The organism is Verrucomicrobiota bacterium, from assembly GCA_019247695.1.
GTDB lineage: Bacteria > Verrucomicrobiota > Verrucomicrobiia > Chthoniobacterales > JAFAMB01 > JAFBAP01.
Genome location: JAFBAP010000148.1, coordinates 1 through 22,019, shown reverse-complemented (window position 1 = coordinate 22,019; position 22,019 = coordinate 1). Strand labels below are relative to the sequence as shown.

The window sequence follows — 22,019 nt, the reverse complement described above, 5'->3', positions numbered from 1 at the left end:
GCAAGAGAGCAGCGCGGGAAGCAACGGGGAGTTGAGGAAGATCGAGCCTCCTTCCTCCGCCCAAACGGCGACTAAGACAGGGGGTGGCCGGTATTGAATGCACCCTGGACGAGGAAGGCGATGCCGACTACCCCGAAAAGTATGCTGATGAGCCAGAACCGCCGGCGTTTCGTCAGGACAGAAATCGCCGCCACGGCGATTGCTACCTGAAACATCGTGACGCTTCGCGCAAAAATTGTGTGCGTCTGCAGGTGAATCGCCGAGCTGGACTGTTTCTCCCGGGCTTGTTGCTGAATTTCCTCCTGCTCGTGGCCGTAACGTTTCAGTTTGTCTTCGTCTGCCGCGCTGTTTGTCTGGCCCAGCGCCTGAAGCGTCTCCATCTTTGATCCGAGGACGGCGGCTTTTACACCCTTGGCCTGATAATAACTCCAGTGATCTGACGCGGCGATCTGGTCGATCATGGCTTCGTTAGCGTGATGACCAGCCAGCAAGGAAGCGATGGCCGCGAGTGCCGCCAGAAGAGCTGAGGTCAGGGCCACGCCTAAAATCCAGCGCTCCTTGGCGTGTTCGGCCTGATGATGAATTTGTTCGCTGACCGCTTCAAGGGGAACTTCAGGTTGCTCCATCTCACCTTCAGTACCACACAGATCAAAGGGATTAAAGTCACACGGCGGTCACACGGCGGGCACGGCGGGTGTGGCGGGCACAACGACTGAGTTCACACGGCGAACACGGCGGACCACGGCGAACACGGCGGAAAGAAGGGGAAGGGGAAAGAGTTCGGAGTTCGGAGTTCGGAGCGGCATTGTAGGGGGTGGGTGCGAGTGTCAACCTTGGAGTTGCCGCCCGCTCCTCTTAATCTGTGTAATCTGTGGATGCTTTCCTTTCTGCGTGTTCTGCGGATGATTCTGTCTTTCCGCCGTGTTCCGCCACATCCACCGTGCCCGCCGAGCATCCGTGGTCATATGTTCAAACGAACATATTTTGCCCAGCCGGAAATGCCACCCATCACACCGCAGGATTTTCAAGCCTTGCTTGATGAACTCGAACGCAATCGCCAAGCCAGAAGACGTGCCTGGCTCGCTTTGCAGGGTATTCGCCAACGCCTCGAGCACTGGCACCGTGAAAAGATTACGGAACCGGTTGCCCGCTCCTTTGACGGTGAGGGTGCAACTTTGGCCATCTTTATTGACCAGTTGATTACCGAGCGGGAAACGGCGTTGGACGAACTCTGCCGGGCCATCCGGCGCTTCCAGGCAACCGTTTTTGACGATTCCCAGTTGAGTGACCGCGCCGGCGCACACCAGGCGGTGCTCAAAGCTCTGGATCGGGCGGAAGCGCTGATCACCCGTTGATGCGGCTTCTACACCTTCCGTTTCTCCGGTATCCGAGCACGTAAAGACCTTGAACCCGCCTTTGAAAAGGAGCTAGACTCCCGGGGAAAGCAAAACCGGTTGGGGATGAGTCAGGTTTCCCGTAGGCGCACCCGGAAAATCGACCGGTTTTGCCTTTCAACAATTTTATAAGGCGAGGCGGCAAACCCCGGACCGCGCCACCTGCCCCGGGCCACTTAATTGGTCTACCGCCGGATGGTCTGAGGTGCGGCCTCGCCGAAGCGAAGCTATCTCTACATATGGACGTGTTGGTGGTTGATGTCGGTGGGACAAATGTCAAGATCCTCGCCACCGGACAGGAAGCGCGCCGGAAGCTGCCGTCCGGGCCGGAATTGACTCCTAAACGGATGGTTGCCGGTGTCCGGCAATTGGCGGAAGACTGGCGGTTCGAGGCTGTCTCGATCGGTTATCCCGGCCCGGTGCTGCGGGGACGGATCGTCTCGGAACCGCATAACCTCGCGCCCGGATGGGTGGGGTTTGACTTTGAAGCCGGGTTCGGTTGCCCGGTGAAGGTGATCAATGATGCAGCCATGCAGGCGTTAGGCAGTTACGAACGCGGAAAGATGCTCTTTTTGGGGCTGGGCACCGGTTTAGGATCGGCGCTGATCGCTGAAGGGCTCGTCTTGCCGCTGGAACTTGCCCATCTGCCCTACGAAAAAGGTACCTTCGAGGATTATGTCGGCCTTCGGGGTCTGGAGCGTTGGGGTAAAAAGCAATGGCGACAATACGTGACGGACGTGGTCGCACGGCTGACTGCCGCGCTTCAGCCCGACGAGGTGGTGCTCGGAGGAGGCAACGTCAAAGAAGTTAAAGAGTTGCCGCCCGGCTGCCGGACGGTTACCAACAACGCCGCGTTCGTCGGCGGATTTCGCCTTTGGGAGGAAGCCAGGGCCTCCGCTTTGGCCGAACACCGGTCACGGACCTGAGAAACCGGCGTCCTGATGCATGAACACCTTGACGGAAACCTGACCATGGCCGGCCCGGAAAATCCCGGCTCGCACCCGATTCCCGCCGTACCCGCCCCAGGCGAACGTGCGGAGTCCCGGCATATCCTTGTCCCGATCGATTTTTCGGACGAATCGGCCGTAGCGGTCGACCACGCGGTCCGGATCGCTCTAATGACCTCGAGATACATCACCCTGTTGCACGTGGTTGAGGTCAGGACTTCGGAAATCAACCCAACCGGCCTGGTCGGAATCGAGCGGATCCTGGCTAACCTCGATGAGGTCGCCCGGCAGGCGCGTGAACGCCTCCAATCAGCCGCCGCCCGTCCCCGGGAGCGCGGCGTGAAATGCTCGGTGAGCGTCCGGATGGGCATTCCGTACAAGGAAATCCTCGACGAGGTGGAAACGACTTCTCCCGATTTGGTCGTCGTCGGTCACAAGGGAGCGTCAAGGCTCGCGCGTTTTCTGTTGGGGACAACCGCCGAGCGCGTGGTGCGGTATGCGACTTGTTCCGTGCTGGTCTCGCGCGGTGAATGGAAGGAGTGAAGGGGCTCGTTTTGGACGTTAACAGAGGCTTGATGGGGCCGGTTGGTGGGTGTTTTAAGGATGAGCGGGCAGGCTGATCACGCGGACGCGCCGGGACGTCAAAACGGTGAAGCGCAGATTTCGCTGCCTTTGCAGGAGGCCGTCCGGATTCCGGCCGGTCCGGTCACGCTGGCCGGTGACCTCGAGGTCCCTGCGGGGGGCACAGGCGTCGTGCTGTTCGCACACGGCAGCGGCAGTAGCCGGCATAGCCCGCGAAACCGTTTCGTCGGGCGTGTGCTCCGCGAAGCCGGTAACGGGACGCTCCTGTTCGATTTGCTCACGCGAGAGGAGGAAGCCGCAGACGCCTTGTCCGGACACCTTCGGTTCAACATCGGCTTTTTGGCCGATCGACTCGTCGCCGCGACGCAATGGTTGTCCCTGCACCCGGTTGCGTCACGGTTTCCGGTCGGTTACTTCGGTTCGAGTACCGGCGGTGCGGCGGCGCTGGCCGCGGCGGCCGCGCTCGGGCCCCGCATCGAGGCGGTGGTGTCGCGGGGTGGACGGCCGGATTTGGCGATGGAGGCGTTGCCGCGAGTGACCGCCGCTACGCTGTTGATCGTCGGTGAGCGCGACAAGGTTGTCCTGGAGCTTAACCGGCGGGCGTTCGAGCGGATCAAAGGTGAGAAGGACCTTGCGATCGTCCCCGGTGCCACCCACCTGTTCGAGGAACCCGGCACCCTCGAGCAAGTGGCCCGGTCAGCAGCCCGGTGGTTTCAACGGCACTGGAAACGGATACCGGGCGGGAGGCAGGCCGTGTAATTCGGAGGTAACTGCGCCCCCCGAAGCCGGCTTTCTGCCGAATTCACGGCCTGAATGGTATGACGCCACGCCGCAGTCAATGCAGAATGCCGAGACAAAACAAAGCCCAGGCGCCCAGGGACAGGCATGCACCGAACGCAAGGCTGCAGAGAATTTCCACGAATTTATTCATTGCATACTGGTGGCGCGCAACCTTTTCCGTGCGTCGCTCGGCCTGAGGACGACGGCAAAGATCGTTTGCTGAATTTACTACTTCACGTTACTTCGCTTGCTTCAATCACCTGACTCCCAAGGTGCAGGTATACCACTCACGCCCACCCTGAAGCGTGCATTTACAAGATTGACCGCGCCGGCACGCCGCATTGCAGAGCCGGAAGCGATGGCAGGTTGAAAAGATAGAAAGCTTAGAAGGCTTAGATCGTCACCATCTATTGAAAAGCTGTTGCACGCCTCATTCCGCCCGAGGGAACGGGCAACCCGGCCGCCAACCCTGCTGCTTACGGTCGCCGGTCAGGGCGTCGTCATCCTGAAATTCCGCGCAGAGCCGTTTGGCCCGCCGGCTACGCGAGCCCGTTTTCCTTTAGAATCTCGTTGGCGTTGGAAGCATCGATGGTCTTGGTGGCAAGCACGATCTTTTTTTCCACCTTCTCCCCTTTGACGATTTTCAGCCCCTGCCGGACCCCTTCCGCCCCAGGCGTCGGATAAAGGAACGTCGCCGTCAACTGGCCCTTGGCCACCCACGTGACCCCTTCGTTGGGCAGGGCGTCAATCCCGAGGAACTTGATTTCCTTATCGCGACCGGCATCTTTCGCCGCCAGGTACGCGCCGTAGGCAACCGGATCGTTGTGCCCGTAGACCAGGTCAATCTTGTCGAACTCTTTAAGGGCCGTCGACATAACATCGTACCCGCGCGGCTGTTTCCAGTCGGTGTCGATCGGCTTGAGCAGCGATTTGATCCCGGCTTCTTTGCCGACGAATTCTTGAAAACCGTCGTGGCGATCGTGCGCCGGCTGGGTACCCATGCCACCCCAGAGTTCTACAATGCTCCCTTTAGCGTTGCCGGGGCCCCCCAACAGCTTGACCGCATACTCGCCCGCAGCCCGCCCGATCACTACATTGTCGCCCCCGATGAATTGCGTGTACTTGTCGGTGTTGACGTTGCGGTCCAGCACGATGACCGGGATTCCGGCGTCGATCGCTTTCAGCGTGACCCCGGTGAGGCCGGCCGATTCCTTCGGGCTGATCAGCAGCACATCGACGCCTTGTTGAATCAGGTTCTCGACGTCGGCGACCTGCTTTTCAGTCTTGTCCTGCCCATCGGTGATGATGAGTTCGAGGTCCGGGTGTTGGTCCGCCTCCTTTTTCATGTCCTTGTTGAATTGGACACGCCAAGGCTCCACTACGGTGACCTGCGAGAAACCAAAGCGGTACTTCTTGCCCTGGGCACGCGTCTGGAACGGTTTAAGCACGGTGGCTGCGGCGGTCGCGGCCGCCGCGGTTCGGATGAAGGTTCGTCTGTTCATGGGGGTTGTCAGTCAGGTTTGGTTTTGAGGAGAAAACGGCGGTAGGTTGGTTTTCGCGATCGTTATGTTATGCCTTGGGAACTGACGGCGAGGTCGTCGGGCCGGCGGCCTGGGGCATCGGGCCGGCCGGCTCAGGTTCACGCCGGAACGCGCGGATCCAATGCTGGCGCCAGAAGTTGAGCTGTCCTTCCTGCAGCAGAACGGCCGCGAGGATAATCAGCCCTTTGAGGACGAGTTGCGTGTTGCTGTCAATGTTCCGGAGGAGCAGGATGTTGCCGAGAAAACCGAAAATCAAGACACCGACCAGGGTGCCGAGCATGGTTCCCCGGCCGCCCATGAGGTTTGTGCCGCCGATAACCACCGCGGCGATCGCGTCGAGCTCAGCTCCTGTCCCCGCATCGGGTTTACCCTGCCGGTATTGCGCGGTGTAAAGGACACCGGCCAAGGCGGACAGAAAACCCGAAATGGCATAAACGGCGATTTTGACCTGATCAACGTGGATGCCGGCGAGGCGCGCGGCCTGTTCATTGCCCCCGATCGCGTAGACGTAACGGCCGAAGGTGCTGAAGCGCAGCAGGAACCCGAAAACCAACACAGCCGCGAGAAAGAATAGACCCGGCACCGGGACTACCTGGAAGACCAGTGCCCTCAGGACGTCGAACTGCTCCGTGGCGTTGGAGCCGCTGTAAACCGGGAAAATCGCCGCGCTCGGCCCGCCCAGGAGGCGGGCAATCCCGAGCACCGCGACCATCATTGCGAGCGTTACGATGAACGGCTGCATCTTGCCTTTGGTGATGATAATCCCGTTGAACGCACCAACAACCAGGCCGGCCGCCGGAACGGTAACCAACACCCCGAGCACGCCGAACTTGGTGCCCAGTTGGCTGGTAGTCCAAAACCAGGCCAGGAGCGCGAGTACGGCGCCCAGGGCCCACCCGGCGAGCCGGACGTTGCGTGGCGCGCGCGCGACCGGCCGTGCGGGCCGGTGCCGGAGATTGACGGTGAGTAACGGTACCGCGTAAGCGCCGAGCAACAGGAGCACCACGGAAAGCAAAGGAATGGCAATCCCGGAAGCATTGGTCCACCCGGGAAGGGTCAACAGCATCGCGCACAGCACCGAGCCCAGCGCCATAAGGGAGCCGACCGAAAGATCAATCCCGCCCGTGAGGATGACCAAAGTCATCCCAACCGCGATAATGCCGTTGTTGGACACCTGGCGAAGCACGTCCGCTTGATTACCCGGACTCAGAAAAATGTTAACCCCGCGGCGGTTCACCGGTGAAGAGAGAACGCCCACGGTGTATAACACCGCCAGGCCCCAGAACAGCTTGGTGGCGAGCAGGAAACTGACCAGACGTCTGCCGAATGTTTTCATGCCGCCGCTTCTGCAGAAGCAAACCGCTCCTGGACTGCACCGCCGGGTGATGCGTAATCGAGGATGACTTCAGGTGCAAACTCATCTTTGCGCAGCAGGGCGGTAGGACGGCCCTCGCGTAAGACCAGGATCCGGTGGCTCAGGAACATCAGTTCGGGGAGTTCGGAAGAGACCAGCACAATGCCGAGACCTTCTGCGGCCAGCTGTTCAATCAGGTGGTAAACGTCCGCTTTTGCGCCGATATCAATCCCGCGGGTCGGCTCATCGAGCAGGAGGACCCGGGGCCCGGTTGGCAGCCATTTGCCGATCACGAGTTTTTGCTGGTTGCCCCCGCTGAGCGTTCCCGCAAGTTGAAATGTTCCCGAAGCGCGGATGCCGAGTTGCTGGATGGTGCGGGCCGCGTTCTGTTGCTCCCGATCCTTGACCACCAGGCCATAGGACGCCAGCATCCGCATCACCGTAAGCGCGGCATTCCGGTCCAGCCCTGCATTTAAGATCAGCCCATCCCGTTTGCGATCCTCCGTCACGAAAGCAATGCCGGCGGCTTTGGCGTCAATCGGGTGCCGGAGACGGACCGGCCTGCCGTCGAGCCTGATTTCGCCGGATGAAGTCTGGGCGTGTAAGCCAAAAATCACTTCGAGCGCTTCGGTCCGGCCGGACCCGAGCAGCCCCGCGAGCCCGAATACTTCACCGGGCTGGACCGTGAAGTTCACACCGGCGACCAGGTAAGGCCGGCTCGGTGACGGCGTCGGATTCGGCAGCCTCAGCCCGCGCACTTCCAGGGCGGGGGGAACCGATGCGGTCCCGCCGCCGCTCGATTTGGCCTTCGGTGCGATGAACCATTCCTGCAGCTCGCGACCTACCATCAGCCGGATGATTTCGCGGCGGTTGGCTTGCGCGGCCGGAAGCGTGCCGACGTATTTGCCGTCCCGGAGCACCGTCACAACGTCCGCCAAGGCAAAAACCTCCTCCATTCGGTGCGAGATGTAGACGACGGCTACGCCGGAGGCGGCCAGGCGCCGGATGACCTGGAACAACCGGTCCGCTTCATTGACCGACAAGGCCGAGGTCGGCTCGTCCATAATCAGGATGCGAGCATTGGCCACGAGCGCCTTTCCGATCTCGACCAATTGCTGTTCGCCGATGCGCAGCTTTGCCACCGGCACGTCGAAGCGCGCGTGAAAGTCCAGGGGCCGCAACACCTCCCGGGCGGCCCGCCTCTGCTGGCGGCGGTCAACCAGGAACAGCCAGCGCGCCTTCTCCTGCCCGAGGAAAATGTTTTCGTCCACCGCCAGTTCCGGAACCAGGCTGAGTTCCTGATGGATCATCGCGATGCCGGCCCGGCTCGCGTCGCGCGGGGAGGCAAAAGTGCAAGGGTGCCCGTCCACCAGCAGCGTGCCTTCGTAATCCGGGATCAGGCCCGCCGCGATTTTCATCAGGGTCGATTTGCCCGCGCCGTTTTCGCCCATCAGCGCGTGGACCTGGCCCGCGTGCACCTTCAGGTCTACACCCCGCAAGACCAGCGTCGGACCGAACGCCTTGGAGATCGCGCGCATCTCAAGTGCGACCGGAGCCGCTCCGGGCAGGCCGGTGTCTTGGGAGGAGCGGGTGCTGGGGGGAGACACAAACCCGATAGCTTAGTCAAAAAGCATGCGCCTTAGCAACGCCTAATCATGCAGGAAAACCGAAACGGCTTTGTTTCCGTCGTGGCGACGTCTAGAAATCATCATTACCGCGGTTGGTCGATATACACCCAGATCGCCTCGTTCCGGGCTAACGGCAGTTGGCGACTCGACAGAAGCTCGATGCTCCGGGGTTTTCCCTGGTCGTCCCGGTCAATCCTGCAATCCTCGAAATCGACCGGAGGCCTGATGGTCAAGTGACTAAAATCTTCAGTGCCTGTAAATTCAGAGTTCTCCAGGGTAATCACCGCGCTGAAGCGCGGTCCCTCTTTGTTGATACGCAATTCGGTAACGTGGCCGTTCGAGCCTTTATTCATAGGGGTCGAGATTCGCACGCCGGCCCCAACTTATCCAGCGGTTAACCCGGGGCGGCCTGCGGCCTGGGTTTCGCCTCCGCCTGACCGGCGGCCGCACGCCAAACCGGAGCCGGTGTGCTTCCGGGGAGCTCTCATTTTTATGCCGTTTGCCAAAAACCCATTGCGGAGCAGAATATGATTTCCATCCATTGCATCCTGCTCATGACGGAGACCATCCCGGGCAAACGGTCTTTGGCGCGCAGGACCAGGCGACCTTAGCAGGAGGCATTTCGTCGTTGGGGAGTAAAGTGGGTTGCCTCAACGGATCATCGGCGTTTTAGCCGCAGGACCCCGTCGCCGGTTCGATCCCGGCATCCCGCCTGCCACATCAAGGGAGAAGGGCTCGCACGATCCCGCGGAGATGAAACGGCACCCGGTCCAAATGCCCGCGTACGAGTTGCTTGTGAACGCAAGCCAAATGGCAGTAAATTTGCGTAGTCCTTGGTAATACAACCGCCGCGACAGACCCCTCAAAACTGATCCGCATGATTCACTCCTTTTTCTATAATTTTCGTAATCGGTGCGAATCGGGAAAAGTTAATCAAAGACTTGGAAATGCTTTGCGTTGTCTGAGGTGTCCGGTGATGCAACCGGCAGCCCTTACCGCCGCCGGCCGCCTGATCCGGGCGAACCTCCCCGGTACGCGGCAGGATCAGGCTGCGCGCCTCGCGGCCTTCGCCGTCCGCGCCCTGGTCGAGGAAGCCGAACTGACTCCCAAGCCGGCCCTCGTCGATGGACGCGGCCCGGGCGCCCACTCCGACTTGTCATTGACGCTGATGAAGCGCTCCGCTCAGTGTCTTCACCCGCATTTTGAACGCATGGCCCTGGCTTCATTTCAACGGCTGCCCGGCCTTGACCTCAGGGAAGAAATCGGCGCTCTCGGCCGCTCCGCCGAGCGTTCGATGTTGCTGGCCACCGGTGGCGTCAATACGCATCGCGGCGCGATCTGGGCGCTGGGTCTCCTTGTTTCCGGGGCGGCGATGGGCCCAGCCTCTGCCCCGGTGATCGCGAACCGGGCGCGGCAACTCGCTTGCCTGCCGGATCGAAAGGCGCCCGGGCTGGAAACCAACGGGTCAAGGATGGTTCGCCGCTACGGTGTGGCCGGTGCGCGCGGCGAAGCCCGAGCCGGTTTCCCTCATCTCATCGGCATCGGCTTGCCCGTCCTTAACCGTTCACGCCGGTCGGGTGCCGCCGAAACCAACGCCCGGCTGGATGCTTTGCTCGCGATCATGCGAAGCCTGGACGATACCTGCCTGTTGCACCGGGGCGGACCCGCCGCGCTGAAGACAGCCCGGGTAGGCGCCGCTGCGGTCCTGGCGGCAGGCGGCACCGCGACGCGGCAAGGCCGGCAGCGGCTCCGGCGACTCGATCGCGGCTTGGTTGCAATTAATGCCTCGCCGGGAGGTAGCGCCGACTTACTTGCGGCTACCCTCTTCCTGGATTTTCTAACCAACCCGCCACCGGCCGAGACCTGATTGCACCTGGATAATTCCACTGAAGCGCGGGCATGGCCGGCGCACGACCTTTTGAGGTTAACCGGTACAGCCGACCTGGTCTGCCCGGGGCCGGCTCCTTCCTGGGTAGAGGATGCTTTGGCGCAGGCGCCGTTTGTGGTGGTGCGCCGTGCCCCCATCGTCGCCGGCATGATCCCGGTTGGGATTCGGGGTTCGCTGCGCAACCAAAGATTTGCGGCTTACCTTCACCGCAGCCTGATCGTTAGCCGGATTACTCCCGAACAGTTGGTCGGAGCGCGACCAGCGCAGGTCAGGGCCCGAAGCGGCCGGATTCCGGCGTTCGGCACTTTGACGATGATTAAAGCGAAGCTTGCCGACCGGCCGCTCCGCTGGGGACCGACCGGCAGCGTCGGATTTGAACTCGCCACCGGGTTGGCCGCTGCTACCCCCGCGAGCGACCTCGACCTCCTCATTCGCGTCCCCAAACGTTTACCGGCGGCAGCCGCGGAATGGCTGCTGGCGAACTTGTCTGCGGGACCATCCCGCGTGGACGTGCAACTCGAGACCCCTCGGGGCGCCGTGTCACTGGCGGAATACGCCCGTGGCGAGAGGCCCGTCCTTCTACGGCAAACCGATGGTCCCGTCCTGGTGTTCGACCCGTGGGACCCAGGCCCGGGCTCATCCCGCACCGGTCTTGCGGCCGTAAACTTCTAGCGCCCACTCTGGAAGGCCGTCGAGAGACTTTGGCGCCCCGGTTCAGGCATGAGCAACGAATTATTGTTGTACACGGTATCTTCCAGGAACATCAGGAGACTGCGATGCGCGCATGGCTAATGGAGTCGTACGATGGAGTCGAGAAACTGCGTCTGGCCGAGGTGGCCGATCCTGAGCCCGGCCCGGGTCAGGCGCTGCTCAGGGTCAGGTTTGCCGCCTTGAATCCGGCGGATGCTTTTCTGGCCCGAGGCATGTACCCGGCCCGGCCTCAAATGCCGCACGTGCTCGGGCGTGACGGCGTTGGTCAGGTGCTGGGCACGGGCGCGGGCGTGACCAACGTGCGTGCCGGCGAGACCATGGGCATACTGCGCGGGATCACGGGGGTGGACGCCTGGGGCACCCTTGCGGAGAAGGTCGTCGTTCCAGTCACGAATCTGGTCGAAGTGCAGCCGGGTTGGTCGCTGGAAGAGATGGCCGGCGCCCCGTTGGTCTTCCTGACTGCCTGGCAGGCCTTGACCCAGTGGAGTGACCCGCCGGCTCCGCCCGATCCAGGGTCAGTGCTGTTGGTCACCGGGGCCTCCGGCGGCGTCGGCGTCGCGTCGGTCCTGCTTGGAAAATCGATGGACCTTACCGTGTTGGCTCTGTCCCGCAGCGCCGAGAAAGGCGCGAGGCTGAAGGAACTTGGGGCTGACTTCGTGTTTAACCCGGAAGATCCGCACCTGCGCAAAACGATTCTCGCCGCAATCGATCCAAAGAGAATTGATCTTGCCGTGGATAACGTCGGGGGATCCCAATTCAACGAACTGATCGCAATGCTCGGCCATCGTGGCCGGATCAGCGTCGTCGGCCGGAGCGGCGGGGCAGTGCCGGAATTCAACACTGCAACCCTGTTCTTCCGGAGAAATCGCATCGGCGGCGTGTCGGTTGGGGATTACGCTCCGGAAGCTGCCCAAGCCGCCTGGAAGGAAATTTGCGGCCGTGTTGATGCGACGGGAAAGCGGCCGGTCGTGGACGGCGTGTTCCCGTTTGAGGAAGTAAAAGACGCATTCGCCCGATTGGCTCAAGGACCAATGGGAAAGGTGTTGATCCGCGTCGCGAGTTGACTCTCCCGTTCCGTGCTGCTTTTGATGGGGAGACAAAATGACATCGAAGCTCACGCAGGCAATTATTGGAAGGATGCGCCCATGACGAAGGGATCCGATCTGCTGGTCGCTGCTTTGGAGAATGAAGGGGTCGAGCGCATTTTTGGCGTTCCGGGCGAGGAAAATCTTGATGTGGTCGAGTCGCTGCGCCGTTCGAGCATCCAGCTTGTTCTCACCCGGCACGAACAATCCGCGGCATTCATGGCCGCGACCTACGGCCGCTTGACCGGTAGCGCCGGCGTCTGCATCAGCACGCTGGGCCCGGGGGCGTTAAACCTCGTTACCGGGGCTGCCTATGCGCAGCTTGGCGCGATGCCGATGGTCATGATCACCGGGCAAAAAGCGATCAGGACCAGCCGCCAGGCGCGCTTCCAGATCGTTGACGTTGTCGCGACGATGAAGCCGCTGACCAAGTCGTCACGCCAGATTGTCAGTGCCGCGAGTATTCCTACCTTGGTCCGTGACGCTTTCCGCGTGGCTCAGGAAGAACGGCTCGGCCCGGTGCATCTGGAACTGCCGGAGGACGTCGCGGCTGAAAATGTCAATGATCCTCCGCCGCTGGTGCCGCCGCACCCGGTCGACCTGCCCGTGGCGCACTCAACTGCCCTTGACCGTGCGGCCGCGATGATTCGCGGTGCCGAGCGCCCCCTCATTATGCTCGGGGCCGCCGCGAGCCGGCCGCGTCTCTCCACTGCTCTCTCGGAATTCGTCCGGCGTTTGCGCATCCCATTCTTCAATACCCAGATGGGCAAGGGGTCCGTGGTCGGCGGCTCCAAGCTTTACATGGGTACCGCCGCGCTCTCCGAGCGGGATTACGTGCACCAGGCGATTGACCAAGCCGACCTTATCGTCACCATCGGCCATGATACCGTTGAGAAACCGCCCTTCCTCATGGGACCGGGTGGTCCGCAGGTGATCCATGTCGGCTACACGCCGGCTACGGTCGAACAGGTTTTCTTCCCGCATGCCGAGGTCGTCGGTGACGTCGGGCCCAGCCTGGCGCTGCTGGCGGACCGGCTTGAAGGGAGCATAAAACACGCCGCGGCGCTTCTCCCGCTGCGTGAAGGCATTCTCGGGCCCATCATGGACCGCGCTACGGAGGACCGTTTCCCGCTCACCCCGCAGCGTATCGTGCACGACGTGCGGCAGGTCATCCCGGAGGACGGGATCGTGGCCCTCGACAACGGCATGTACAAGATTTGGTTTGCGCGTAACTACCGTACGCATGTGGCCAATACACTCTTGCTTGATAACGCGTTGGCGACGATGGGCGCAGGCCTGCCCTCGGCCATGATGGCCGCGATCCTCTACCCCGAGCGGCGCGTCCTGGCGGTCTGCGGCGACGGCGGCTTCATGATGAACTCCCAGGAGTTGGAGACCGCCGTGCGGCTCGGACTGAACGTGGTGGTGCTTATCCTGGACGATCAAGCGTACGGCATGATCCGTTGGAAACAGGCGGTGGACGATTTTCCTGACTGGGGTCTGACTTTCGGCAATCCGGATTTTGTGAAGTACGCCGAGGCATACGGGGCCAGGGGATCACGCGTCGAAAAGGCAGACGGACTCGTCCCGGCCCTGGAAGCGGCCTTCAACGCCGGCGGCGTCCATCTGGTCGCGGTGCCGGTCGACTATTCCGAGAACACCCGGGTGCTGGTTGACGAGCTGCGCCAGGCGGTACCAGCGAGAGCGTCCACAGATTACACAGATTAACACAGATTGAGAGGACTCGGCGGGCCCAATACTTGGCGGCAACGCTAAGGTTGATATTCCCACCCAGCCCCCCCAGGATCCCGCTCCGAACCCCGAACTCAGAGCTCCGAACGCTTTCCCCCTCTTCCCGCCGTGGTCGCCGTGTGAACTCTTACGTCGTGCCCGTGGCGTGACCGTGTGAACTCCGTCGTTGTGCCCGCCGTGTGACCGAACGCCGAACGCTACTCGACACCCGGCACCCGGCACTCTCTTCCATTTGTGGCATTTTTCCGCTTGTGGCATTTGTGGCATTTAACTCGACACCCGACACCCGTCACCCGGCACCCGGCACCCATTTCACCACGCCTTCCGGCGTGCGGAAATCCTCGACGCTGCGAACCTGTGCATCCGTCAGGACCTCGCGGGCCAGGTTTGCGAGTGCACGTCCCGGCCCGAGTTCGAGCACCGTTTTTGCCCCCGTCGCGCGGCAGGCATCCAGGCAAGCCGCCCAATCAACGGTGCGGCTGATCTGTTGCGCGAGCTTGCCGGCCCCGGCGGGCGGATCGAATACCACTTCGCCGTCGATGCCGGTCAACAACCGCACATCCGCCGGGGAGTGCAGGGGCAGGTTTAACTGCGCGAGGGCCGCGCCGAATCGCCGGCTTGCCTCGGCCAGGAGCGGCGTGTGGGCAGCCACGGCGACGTGCAGCATGCCTGCCCGTGCGGCCCCGGCTTTGAGCGCCGCATCGCAAACGCGGCTCAATGCGTCCCGAACGCCGCCTACGATGAAGAGGTCCCCGCTGTTCACGATGGCGATATGAACGTCGTGCGGATGGCAGATGGATTCGAGCCGCGCACGCCCCAATCCCCGGATGGCGGCGAGGCCGGTGTTACCGTTACCCGCAGCATCCATGACCTCGGCCCGCAGCACGGCCAGCCGCAACACTTCCTCGGGTGTCAGCAGACCGGCGCAGCCCCAGGCGGCAAGTTCGCCGACGCTGTAACCCGCGATGATCACCGGCCTCGAAAGGTGCCGCTGAATCAGCGTCCAGCCGGCGAGCGCCTGGGAGCAGCACAGAACCTGGCCCACGCGATTCGAATAAAGCGTTGCCGGGTCCGCCTCACGAACGAGTTGCCGCGGATCTTTGCCGTCCAGCACGGCGCGCGCCGCTTCGAATACGCGTTGCGCCTCGGGTTGCTGGCCCGTCAGGTCAAACATCCCTGCGTGCTGCGTTCCCTGGCCGGAGCACAGAATGGCGGTCGGACCGCTCACGGTCTGCGTTGAATGCTCGCGACGGCTTCCTGCTTGACGCGCCTGGCGATCGCCGCCGCCTTCAAACGGCCTTTGCGCTCGGCGCCGATTTCGTCGCGCCGGTCGGGCGCACCCGGCGGGCCATCCAGAGCCATCGCCATCTTCTGCGCCCACCCACCACCGTCGGTCCAGATTTCAGCCACTGCGCCGATCGGCGGCGCATGGTCCAACCCGGGAGCGAACACGGGCGTATCTTTGGATAACGCTTCCAGCCTGTCCTGCGGCAGCTTGGTCACGCGAGCGATCGAGGGCAGGTCCATCACCACCGGATCGCCCCCCGGCACTGCTACCAGTTCATCCTGCACCAGGCCGGTCGCGATGAATGCCCCCGCAGCGGCCCGTCCGAAAAGGACGCTGACGGTGCGATGTCCGCGCTGCGAGGCCAGCACAAAACATTTGGCCAGATGCGCCAGATACTCATTCAGCCCAAGCATCTCGTCGCGCCGGCGCATGCGCTGGCTCTGCGCATCGATCAACACCGCAACCGGTCGGCCCGGCGCACCGTGGATCACGTCAAGCACGCGGCCTGCGAGCGCCAGCGCGCCGTCAACTCCCAGAGGCGTCCGGCCGACCAGGCCGAGGACGGCCGCCGTCCGGCCTTCGCCGTATCGGGCTGTGCCGTGGAGGATGCCTTCATTCTCCACCCGCGTGTCGTGACCGGCCGGGAACAAGGTATCCAGCACTTCAACGAGCGTCATGATTCGCCCCCTCTTGCGCATTCGCTATCCGGACAAAATCTTCATCCGCCAAATCGGCGATCCGGTCCGCTTCGGCGATGCCAAGGACCTGCCAGATTTCCGGCGTATCGCCGCAGCGGCCGAACCTTTCGAGACGACGCGCCAGGCGCGCCTGCTCCTTCTCCATGGTATCGAGATCGAACGCGGGGATCCGGTCCAGCAGACTGATGGTTGCGTCCCGAAAGCTGGCGATGTTGTCCCCGGCGTAAGCATCGGCGCCGCCGAGCACCCGGCGCGTTTTGCCGCCCGTCGTGCGCCAGACCAGCGGCCGGTCGCGCGAATCGAATTCCTCCACGCCCATGTTGGTCTCGATCACCTCCGGCCCGGAAACGCCGATCCGGCCCTGCTCAGAAATCACGATCCGGCTGCAGCACCCGGCGATGATGCCTCCGCCGCCGAAGCAGCCCGCCCGTCCGCCGACCATCGCAATCACGGCGACTCCCGCTGTGCGCGCTTCCAGGATGGCGCGGATGATTTCGGAAACCGCCAGTTCACCGGCGTTCGCCTCCTGCAAACGCACGCCGCCGGTGTCCAGGAGCAGCAGCACTATACGCGGCGCAGCCCGGTCGTCGCGCGCGTAGCGGAGCAGCCCGGTGAGCTTGGCCCCGTGCACTTCACCAAAAGTACCGCCCATAAAGCGGCCCTCCTGCGCCGCTACGAGCACCTCCCGGCCCTGGATCGCGCCGTGACCGATGATGATGCCGTCGTCAAAAGCTTCCGGCAGATCAAACCATGCAAGGTGCGGGCTGACCTCGCGCTCTTGGGGCCCGATAAATTCGCTGAAACTCCCGGTGTCGAGCAAGCCCGCAAGGCGCTCGCGTGCCGTCGCTTCATACCAGCTTCCCGTCCGGTACTTCGTGAGCGGGTCCTTCATTCGCCGGCCTCCATCAGGCGTACCCCTTGCGCCAGCCGCAGCGAAACCGTGTCGGGCCGGGCGCCCCCGTCATTAATCGAGATTCTCAGCCCGCCAGGCGAATGCCGCTCCACGAAATCGTCGATGACGGCGCGCCACACGTCGCCGAACCCCTCCACGGAGGTCTTGACGGTCACCTCGCATCGGGTGTCGCCCAGGACCCGCTCCAGCAGCACTTCCAGGTTGCCGGATGCCACCACTCCCGTGATTGCGTGACGCTTCGCGCCGGGCGCACGGCGCGCCGCCGTCCGGCAGATTTCCAGTGTTTCCATAAACCAAAAACGGTGGCTTTCGCCGCCCGTCCGACTCGGTTACCAATTCCGGAACTTGCCCGGCGGCCGGTAGAGGCCGCCGGACCATTTCACCAGGTCTTTAATCGAACGCGCCGCCAGCAAATGCCGGTTCGCATCCAGAGGGTTGACGTCAAGATCCTCAGGACGGCGGATCACGCCGCGGCTGCGCAGCGCTTCCACCATTTTGCGGTCTCGCGCGCGGCCCACCGCGGTGAAACCGGCAACGCCGCGGATTGCCTGTTCGCGTTCTTCGGCCGTGCGGCAAAGCAGCAGGTTGGCGATGCCTTCCTCCGTGACAATGTGGGTCACGTCGTCACCGTAGATCATCACCGGGACCAGCTCCAGCTTCATGCGCCGGGCGAACTCTATACCGGCGAGTTCCTCGACGAATGCCGGCACCATCTTGTCGCCGAACGTTTCAAGCAGTTGCACCACCAGTTTGCGGCCGCGCGCCATGCCCGGCTGCCCTTCGCTTGCCTGCCGGCCGGCCTTTAGCCAGGCCCCCGAAACGTGACGGCGGCCGTGCGCGTCCGAACCCATGTTCGGCGCGCCGCCGAACCCCGGGATGCGTTCGGGCGTGACCGTTGAACTGTTGCCGGCCAGATCAATCTGGAGCGTGGATCCGATGAACAGGTCGCAGGCGTAAAGCCCGGCCGTCTGGCAGAACGCGCGGTTGGAACGCAGGGAGCCGTCCGACCCGGTGAAATACACGTCCGGCCGGGCACGGATGTATTCGTCCATCCCGACCTCCGAGCCGAAACAGTGAATCTGCTTCACCCAGCCTGATTCGATGGCGGGGATGAGCGTCGGGTGGGGGTTGAGTGCCCAATGCGTCGCCACCTGCCCTTTCAGCCCCAGCGACTCACCAAACGTGGGCAGGAGAAGTTCGATGGCGGCCGTTCCGTAGCCGATCCCGTGGTTGAGCCTCCGGATACCGTATTCGGCGTAGATGCCTTTGATGGCGAGCATCGCCATCAGGATCTGGGTGTCGGTGATTTCCGCCGGATCGCGCGTGAACAGGGGTTCGACGTAAAACGGGCGGGGCGCCTCGACCACGAAGTCCACACGGTCACCGGGAATGTCCACCCGCGGCACGCGGTCGACCAACCGGTTCACCTGCGCGATGACGATCCCGCTTTTGAAATGGGTCGCCTCCACGATCGTCGGCGTGTCCTCCGTGTTCGGGCCCGTGTAAAGGTTACCCTCGCGATCGGCGCTGACGGCCGCGATGAGCGCGACGTGCGGCGTCAGATCCACGAAGTAACGCGCGAAAAGCTCAATGTAAGTGTGGATGGCCCCAAGCTCGATCTTGCCCGCGTAGAGCGCGCGCGCGATCGCGGCGCCCTGCGGGCCGGAGTACGAAAAATCGAGCTTGGACGCAATCCCCTTGCTGAACAGGTCAAGGTGTGCGGACAGCACGAGCCCTGATTGCACGATGTGCAGATCGTGCAGCCTGGATCTGTCCGCCGCAGCCAGCGCGTTTGCCAGGTGGTCGGCCTGCTTTTGGTTGTCGCCTTCCAGGCAAACGCGGTCCCCGGATCGAATCACCGCTTCCAGCAACGCGGTCGTATCGTTCGCGGCGAAGACTTTGCCCTCGGAAAATCTGCGACCGGCATTGAGCCGCGACTCCTTCTCAGCTTGTTGTGTCCGCCACTCGGGCATAAGGGTTTCCTGGCATCAGGTTAAGAGGTGGAACGGAAGCTGCCCGGCGCCCAGGATCCATAAACCCGGCGGGTAACGGCGGACGGCACGCGTCACCGGACGAAGTTGAAACTGGCGAGGCGTACCGAGCCTGTCTCCCGAATTTTGAGAAGCAAATCCGGCCGGAATAACGAATCAGATGCGTTTCGGGTTTCCCCTGGAAAATAGAGCTGGGTGGAAAGGATCGGACCATTTGCCGCCTGCAAGCGGACGTGGTAGTGACGCGTGCGGCCCGGGTATAGGCCCGGCACGATCGTCTCAAGCACGTACCGCCCGCTCGCATCCGAGAATTGGTGCCCGCGGCAGCGGAATCCCTCAAAATCGTATTCACCATCGGCGTCCGCATGCCAGAAGTCGAGCAGCGCCCCGGGAATCGGCTGGCCTTTGCGGTTGAGAACATAACCGGACAACGTGACCGGAACACCTTTCAGGCCTGACCCGCGAAAATCGTTCGTCAAGGGCGAGTGCGGCCGGAAGAACGGCCCCGCCGTCTCCTCAGGCGTGACTTCCAGTTGATCACCGGCGGGAGGGGTGGGTTCCAGCTCGACCGTACCGTTGTCCCGCCCGAGCAGAGTCTGAACCCGCGCAAACAAGGCGACCGGGGCAGCCGCCACGGCCATCGCACGAAGGAACCGGCGCCTTGAGAAGGTCGATCGACCAGAATCCGCCACCTGATATCCTCACGCGCCTGGATGATTTTGCAATCCATTTCCATCGCCGCGCGGCGCTACGCCGCACCGGCGGATGCGGCTGATGAGCCGCGCGATCTTTTTGCCGGCCGGAAACGCTGTACTCGCGCGGCCGCGCTTCTACACTGCGCCGGATGCACCTTCGCGAGTCTTTCTCCGGCCCGAGCCTCAGCCCCACGATGCAGTGGCGAAATCCACCGCCGGATTACGCGCTCACCGCACAAGGTTTAAAGGTGGTAACTGCGGCGCAGACCGATTTCTGGCAGCGCACCCACTACGGATTTCAGGTGGATAACGGGCACCACCTGTACCTGCCGTTGACCGGCGATTTTACCTTGAGTACCAAAGTGACCTCCACGCCGAAGCATCAGTACGATCAGGCCGGGCTGCTGGTCTGGTCGTCGTCCGAGTGCTGGCTTAAAACGGCGGTCGAGTTTGAACCGGATCAGCCAAGCCGCCTCGGTGCGGTGGTGACTAACCACGGCTGGTCGGACTGGTCGACCCAGGACCTGGGGCCCGATTACGGGGCCGCGTGGTTCCGGATCGTGCGCACGCAATCCGATTACACCGTCTCCGCCGCCACCGGCGCTCCGGAATCGGACCTGCCGAAAAACTGGACCCAGATCCGGATGGCTCACCTGCACGAAGGTGCAGGGCCGATCTGTGCCGGTTTGTACGTCTGCAGCCCGCAAGCGGCGGGATTTGTGGCGACGTTTGCCTGGCTCGAAGTTGAGGGGCCCTGACCGCTCGCACCCGGAGAACACCGCGCAGCGTCATTTTTCCGCCCGAAGTAATTACGATTTCTGGTCTCGTTGTAAATAATACCCTTGCCGGTGGCCCGCCCCGTACATTTTCTCCTTGGTTAGTGAAACGGAAGCTGGGATAAATCCGCGAAAAGTTAGGATTTCTCCTGAATTCTCCTATGAACGGCTCTTCTTCTTCCTACCGGGTTGGCGGTGTCGAACCCCCGACGCTGGCGACCCGCCACTGGTTGGTGATTCTCGCCTCTTCTCTCGGTACGATCTTTGAATGGTATGATTTTTACCTTTACGGATCGCTTGCGGCGATCATCGGCAAACAGTTCTTCTCCGGGTTGGACCCGACCTCGCAGTTCATCTTTGCGCTGCTGGCATTTGCGGCCGGTTTCGCGGTGCGGCCCTTCGGCGCCCTGGTCTTCGGCCGAATCGGCGACCTGGTTGGACGCAAATACACCTTCCTGATCACTATTCTCTGCATGGGTGCATCAACCTTCGTGGTCGGACTGCTCCCCGCTTACCAGGCAATCGGCGTCGCGGCCCCGGTCCTCCTGATTGCCTTGCGCCTGTTGCAAGGGCTCGCCCTCGGCGGTGAATACGGCGGCGCAGCCACCTACGTTGCCGAGCACGCGCCTCAGGGTAAACGCGGTTTTTACACGAGTTGGATCCAGACCACCGCGACGGTCGGATTGTTCTTTTCACTGCTCGTGATCCTGTGGGTGCGCACCTGGATGGGTGAAGAACAGTTCGGACTCTGGGGCTGGCGTATACCGTTCCTGGTTTCGATAATCCTCCTCGGGATCTCCGTTTACATCCGCCTCAAGCTGAATGAATCACCCGTGTTTGCCGAGATGAAGGCCCAGGGCCGCGGTTCCAAGGCGCCGCTCTCGGAGTCCTTCGGCCGCTGGAGCAATCTCCGGATCGTGCTGCTCGCGCTTTTGGGACTCACGGCCGGTCAGGCCGTCGTTTGGTATACGGGCCAGTTTTATGCCCTATATTTCCTGACGCAAACGTTGAAGGTGGACGGTCCGACCGCAAACATCCTGATCGCAGCGTCGCTGCTGATCGGCACTCCTTTCTTCATCATCTTCGGCGCGCTTTCAGACAGGGTGGGGCGCAAACCGATCATCATGCTCGGCTGCCTGCTTGCCGTCTTGACCTATTTCCCGCTGTTCAAAGCCATTACCCATTATTCCAATCCCGCGCTCGAGGCCGCGCAGACAAAATCCCCCGTGATCGTTACCGCCGATCCCCAGACTGCACATTTTCAGTTCGAGCTCTTTGCCAACCCCAATAAGCCCAATTTCACCTCGTCAGCCGATATCGCCACCGCAGCGCTGGCCCGCGCCTCGGTTTCCTACTCCATTGATCCGGCCCCGCCCGGCACGGTCGCTTCGGTCAAGGTCGGCGACAAAGTTATCCCGAGTTTTGAAGGCGGTCCGTTAAGTCCGGCCGATTTCAAAGCCAGGAATGCCGCGTTCACCAAGGAACTCGGCGGCGCCATTAAGCAGGCAGGCTACCCGGACAAAGCCGACAAGGCACAACTCAACGGCCCGGTGGTCATCCTCTTGCTCACCGTCCTGGTGATTTACGTGACGCTGGTCTATGGTCCGATCGCCGCGGCGCTCGTCGAACTGTTCCCAACGCGCATCCGTTACACTTCAATGTCACTTCCGTACCACATCGGCAACGGGTGGTTCGGCGGATTTCTGCCGACGATCGCCTTCGCGCTGGTGGCAACCAATGGTAACATCTATCATGGACTGTGGTACCCGATCGTGGTCGCGGCCCTGACGTTCGTGGTTGGCTTGATCTTCATTCCCGAGACCAAGGATCGTCCGCTGCATCATGATCCCCATACCCCGGATTACCCGGGCTAGGGGAAATGCCACAAATGAAGAAGTGGCGGGTAACGAGTAACGAGTAACGAGTAACGAGTAACGGGTGTCGGGTAAGCAGTAACGAGTAACGAGTTGCGGGTACAAACTCGGAGAGGCCGGGC

The 22,019-nt window shown here is 62.3% G+C and carries 21 protein-coding genes; 10 read left to right on the top strand and 11 right to left on the bottom strand.

Translation table 11 applies throughout. The annotated features are described in order from the left end of the window. Window positions 1-71: 71 nt before the first annotated feature. Window positions 72-626 carry a DUF4337 domain-containing protein gene (locus JO015_16935; protein ID MBW0000784.1) on the bottom strand — a complete coding sequence of 185 codons (555 nt, stop codon included), beginning with the start codon at window positions 624-626 and terminating at the stop codon, window positions 72-74. Between the two features lie 339 nt (window positions 627-965). Here JO015_16935 and JO015_16930 point away from each other — a divergent pair, with 339 nt between their 5' ends. The 4 genes from JO015_16930 (at window position 966) to JO015_16915 (ending at window position 3,682) form a co-directional block, all read left to right on the top strand. Beyond that, window positions 966-1,355, top strand: a complete 390-nt coding sequence (locus JO015_16930) for a hypothetical protein (GenBank protein ID MBW0000783.1) — start codon at window positions 966-968, stop codon at window positions 1,353-1,355. 278 nt (window positions 1,356-1,633) lie between these two features. Further along, window positions 1,634-2,320 carry an ROK family protein gene (locus JO015_16925; GenBank protein ID MBW0000782.1) on the top strand — a complete coding sequence of 229 codons (687 nt, stop codon included), beginning with the start codon at window positions 1,634-1,636 and terminating at the stop codon, window positions 2,318-2,320. A 15-nt stretch (window positions 2,321-2,335) separates the two neighbouring features. Further along, window positions 2,336-2,884 (top strand): universal stress protein, encoded by a 549-nt coding sequence (locus JO015_16920; GenBank protein ID MBW0000781.1) that lies wholly within the window; start codon window positions 2,336-2,338, stop codon window positions 2,882-2,884. A gap of 60 nt (window positions 2,885-2,944) precedes the next feature. Then, window positions 2,945-3,682 carry a dienelactone hydrolase family protein gene (locus JO015_16915; GenBank protein ID MBW0000780.1) on the top strand — a complete coding sequence of 246 codons (738 nt, stop codon included), beginning with the start codon at window positions 2,945-2,947 and terminating at the stop codon, window positions 3,680-3,682. Window positions 3,683-4,242: 560 nt separating this feature from the next. Here JO015_16915 and JO015_16910 read toward each other — a convergent pair. The 4 genes from JO015_16910 to JO015_16895 form a co-directional block, all read right to left on the bottom strand. Beyond that, window positions 4,243-5,205 (bottom strand): substrate-binding domain-containing protein, encoded by a 963-nt coding sequence (locus JO015_16910; GenBank protein MBW0000779.1) that lies wholly within the window; start codon window positions 5,203-5,205, stop codon window positions 4,243-4,245. A 67-nt stretch (window positions 5,206-5,272) separates the two neighbouring features. After that, window positions 5,273-6,580, bottom strand: a complete 1,308-nt coding sequence (locus tag JO015_16905) for an ABC transporter permease (protein MBW0000778.1) — start codon at window positions 6,578-6,580, stop codon at window positions 5,273-5,275. Next, complete coding sequence (locus JO015_16900) at window positions 6,577-8,136, bottom strand: sugar ABC transporter ATP-binding protein (GenBank protein MBW0000777.1); 1,560 nt, start codon at window positions 8,134-8,136, stop codon at window positions 6,577-6,579. The genes JO015_16905 and JO015_16900 overlap by 4 nt, the downstream gene beginning before the upstream one ends. Window positions 8,137-8,309: 173 nt before the next feature. Continuing rightward, complete coding sequence (locus JO015_16895) at window positions 8,310-8,579, bottom strand: hypothetical protein (protein MBW0000776.1); 270 nt, start codon at window positions 8,577-8,579, stop codon at window positions 8,310-8,312. A gap of 623 nt (window positions 8,580-9,202) precedes the next feature. Here JO015_16895 and JO015_16890 point away from each other — a divergent pair. The 4 genes from JO015_16890 to JO015_16875 all read left to right on the top strand — a co-directional run bounded on the left by JO015_16890 (window position 9,203) and on the right by JO015_16875 (window position 13,638). Next, window positions 9,203-10,093: a triphosphoribosyl-dephospho-CoA synthase gene (locus tag JO015_16890; GenBank protein ID MBW0000775.1), complete on the top strand. Its 891-nt coding sequence runs from the start codon at window positions 9,203-9,205 to the stop codon at window positions 10,091-10,093. After that, window positions 10,094-10,786 (top strand): malonate decarboxylase holo-ACP synthase, encoded by a 693-nt coding sequence (locus JO015_16885; GenBank protein MBW0000774.1) that lies wholly within the window; start codon window positions 10,094-10,096, stop codon window positions 10,784-10,786. It abuts the gene before it with no gap. Window positions 10,787-10,890: 104 nt separating this feature from the next. Next, on the top strand, window positions 10,891-11,889 hold the full coding sequence (locus JO015_16880; protein ID MBW0000773.1) for a zinc-binding dehydrogenase: 999 nt from the start codon (window positions 10,891-10,893) through the stop codon (window positions 11,887-11,889). An 81-nt stretch (window positions 11,890-11,970) separates the two neighbouring features. Further along, window positions 11,971-13,638, top strand: coding sequence for an acetolactate synthase large subunit (locus JO015_16875; GenBank protein ID MBW0000772.1), 1,668 nt, complete (start codon window positions 11,971-11,973; stop codon window positions 13,636-13,638). A gap of 313 nt (window positions 13,639-13,951) precedes the next feature. Here JO015_16875 and JO015_16870 read toward each other — a convergent pair whose 3' ends face one another. The 6 genes from JO015_16870 to JO015_16845 form a co-directional block, all read right to left on the bottom strand. Beyond that, on the bottom strand, window positions 13,952-14,836 hold the full coding sequence (locus JO015_16870; GenBank protein MBW0000771.1) for an acyltransferase domain-containing protein: 885 nt from the start codon (window positions 14,834-14,836) through the stop codon (window positions 13,952-13,954). Window positions 14,837-14,886: 50 nt separating this feature from the next. After that, window positions 14,887-15,627 carry a biotin-independent malonate decarboxylase subunit gamma gene (locus tag JO015_16865; protein MBW0000770.1) on the bottom strand — a complete coding sequence of 247 codons (741 nt, stop codon included), beginning with the start codon at window positions 15,625-15,627 and terminating at the stop codon, window positions 14,887-14,889. Further along, window positions 15,614-16,540, bottom strand: coding sequence for a biotin-independent malonate decarboxylase subunit beta (locus JO015_16860; protein ID MBW0000769.1), 927 nt, complete (start codon window positions 16,538-16,540; stop codon window positions 15,614-15,616). The genes JO015_16865 and JO015_16860 overlap by 14 nt, the downstream gene beginning before the upstream one ends. Next, entirely contained in the window at window positions 16,537-16,851 is a 315-nt protein-coding gene (locus tag JO015_16855; GenBank protein MBW0000768.1) for a malonate decarboxylase acyl carrier protein, read from the bottom strand. The genes JO015_16860 and JO015_16855 overlap by 4 nt, the downstream gene beginning before the upstream one ends. Window positions 16,852-16,890: 39 nt before the next feature. Next, window positions 16,891-18,534, bottom strand: a complete 1,644-nt coding sequence (gene mdcA, locus JO015_16850) for a malonate decarboxylase subunit alpha (protein ID MBW0000767.1) — start codon at window positions 18,532-18,534, stop codon at window positions 16,891-16,893. A 92-nt stretch (window positions 18,535-18,626) separates the two neighbouring features. Next, a complete protein-coding gene (locus JO015_16845; protein MBW0000766.1) occupies window positions 18,627-19,193 on the bottom strand; it encodes an intradiol ring-cleavage dioxygenase in 567 nt (188 codons plus the stop codon). A gap of 203 nt (window positions 19,194-19,396) precedes the next feature. Here JO015_16845 and JO015_16840 point away from each other — a divergent pair, with 203 nt between their 5' ends. Beyond that, a complete protein-coding gene (locus JO015_16840) occupies window positions 19,397-20,005 on the top strand; it encodes a DUF1349 domain-containing protein (GenBank protein ID MBW0000765.1) in 609 nt (202 codons plus the stop codon). A gap of 179 nt (window positions 20,006-20,184) precedes the next feature. Beyond that, window positions 20,185-21,897: an MHS family MFS transporter gene (locus tag JO015_16835; protein ID MBW0000764.1), complete on the top strand. Its 1,713-nt coding sequence runs from the start codon at window positions 20,185-20,187 to the stop codon at window positions 21,895-21,897. The last annotated feature ends 122 nt before the right edge of the window (window positions 21,898-22,019 follow it).

Coding starts and splice junctions, on each gene's coding strand:
- JO015_16935 (MBW0000784.1), bottom strand. CDS start 626: ATGGAGCAACCTGAAGTTCCCCTTGAAGCGGTCAGCGAACAAATTCAT.
- JO015_16930 (MBW0000783.1), top strand. CDS start 966: ATGTTCAAACGAACATATTTTGCCCAGCCGGAAATGCCACCCATCACA.
- JO015_16925 (MBW0000782.1), top strand. CDS start 1,634: ATGGACGTGTTGGTGGTTGATGTCGGTGGGACAAATGTCAAGATCCTC.
- JO015_16920 (MBW0000781.1), top strand. CDS start 2,336: ATGCATGAACACCTTGACGGAAACCTGACCATGGCCGGCCCGGAAAAT.
- JO015_16915 (MBW0000780.1), top strand. CDS start 2,945: ATGAGCGGGCAGGCTGATCACGCGGACGCGCCGGGACGTCAAAACGGT.
- JO015_16910 (MBW0000779.1), bottom strand. CDS start 5,205: ATGAACAGACGAACCTTCATCCGAACCGCGGCGGCCGCGACCGCCGCA.
- JO015_16905 (MBW0000778.1), bottom strand. CDS start 6,580: ATGAAAACATTCGGCAGACGTCTGGTCAGTTTCCTGCTCGCCACCAAG.
- JO015_16900 (MBW0000777.1), bottom strand. CDS start 8,136: ATGCGCGCGATCTCCAAGGCGTTCGGTCCGACGCTGGTCTTGCGGGGT.
- JO015_16895 (MBW0000776.1), bottom strand. CDS start 8,579: ATGAATAAAGGCTCGAACGGCCACGTTACCGAATTGCGTATCAACAAA.
- JO015_16890 (MBW0000775.1), top strand. CDS start 9,203: ATGCAACCGGCAGCCCTTACCGCCGCCGGCCGCCTGATCCGGGCGAAC.
- JO015_16880 (MBW0000773.1), top strand. CDS start 10,891: ATGCGCGCATGGCTAATGGAGTCGTACGATGGAGTCGAGAAACTGCGT.
- JO015_16875 (MBW0000772.1), top strand. CDS start 11,971: ATGACGAAGGGATCCGATCTGCTGGTCGCTGCTTTGGAGAATGAAGGG.
- JO015_16870 (MBW0000771.1), bottom strand. CDS start 14,836: ATGTTTGACCTGACGGGCCAGCAACCCGAGGCGCAACGCGTATTCGAA.
- JO015_16865 (MBW0000770.1), bottom strand. CDS start 15,627: ATGACGCTCGTTGAAGTGCTGGATACCTTGTTCCCGGCCGGTCACGAC.
- JO015_16860 (MBW0000769.1), bottom strand. CDS start 16,540: ATGAAGGACCCGCTCACGAAGTACCGGACGGGAAGCTGGTATGAAGCG.
- JO015_16855 (MBW0000768.1), bottom strand. CDS start 16,851: ATGGAAACACTGGAAATCTGCCGGACGGCGGCGCGCCGTGCGCCCGGC.
- mdcA (MBW0000767.1), bottom strand. CDS start 18,534: ATGCCCGAGTGGCGGACACAACAAGCTGAGAAGGAGTCGCGGCTCAAT.
- JO015_16845 (MBW0000766.1), bottom strand. CDS start 19,193: ATGGCCGTGGCGGCTGCCCCGGTCGCCTTGTTTGCGCGGGTTCAGACT.
- JO015_16840 (MBW0000765.1), top strand. CDS start 19,397: ATGCACCTTCGCGAGTCTTTCTCCGGCCCGAGCCTCAGCCCCACGATG.
- JO015_16835 (MBW0000764.1), top strand. CDS start 20,185: ATGAACGGCTCTTCTTCTTCCTACCGGGTTGGCGGTGTCGAACCCCCG.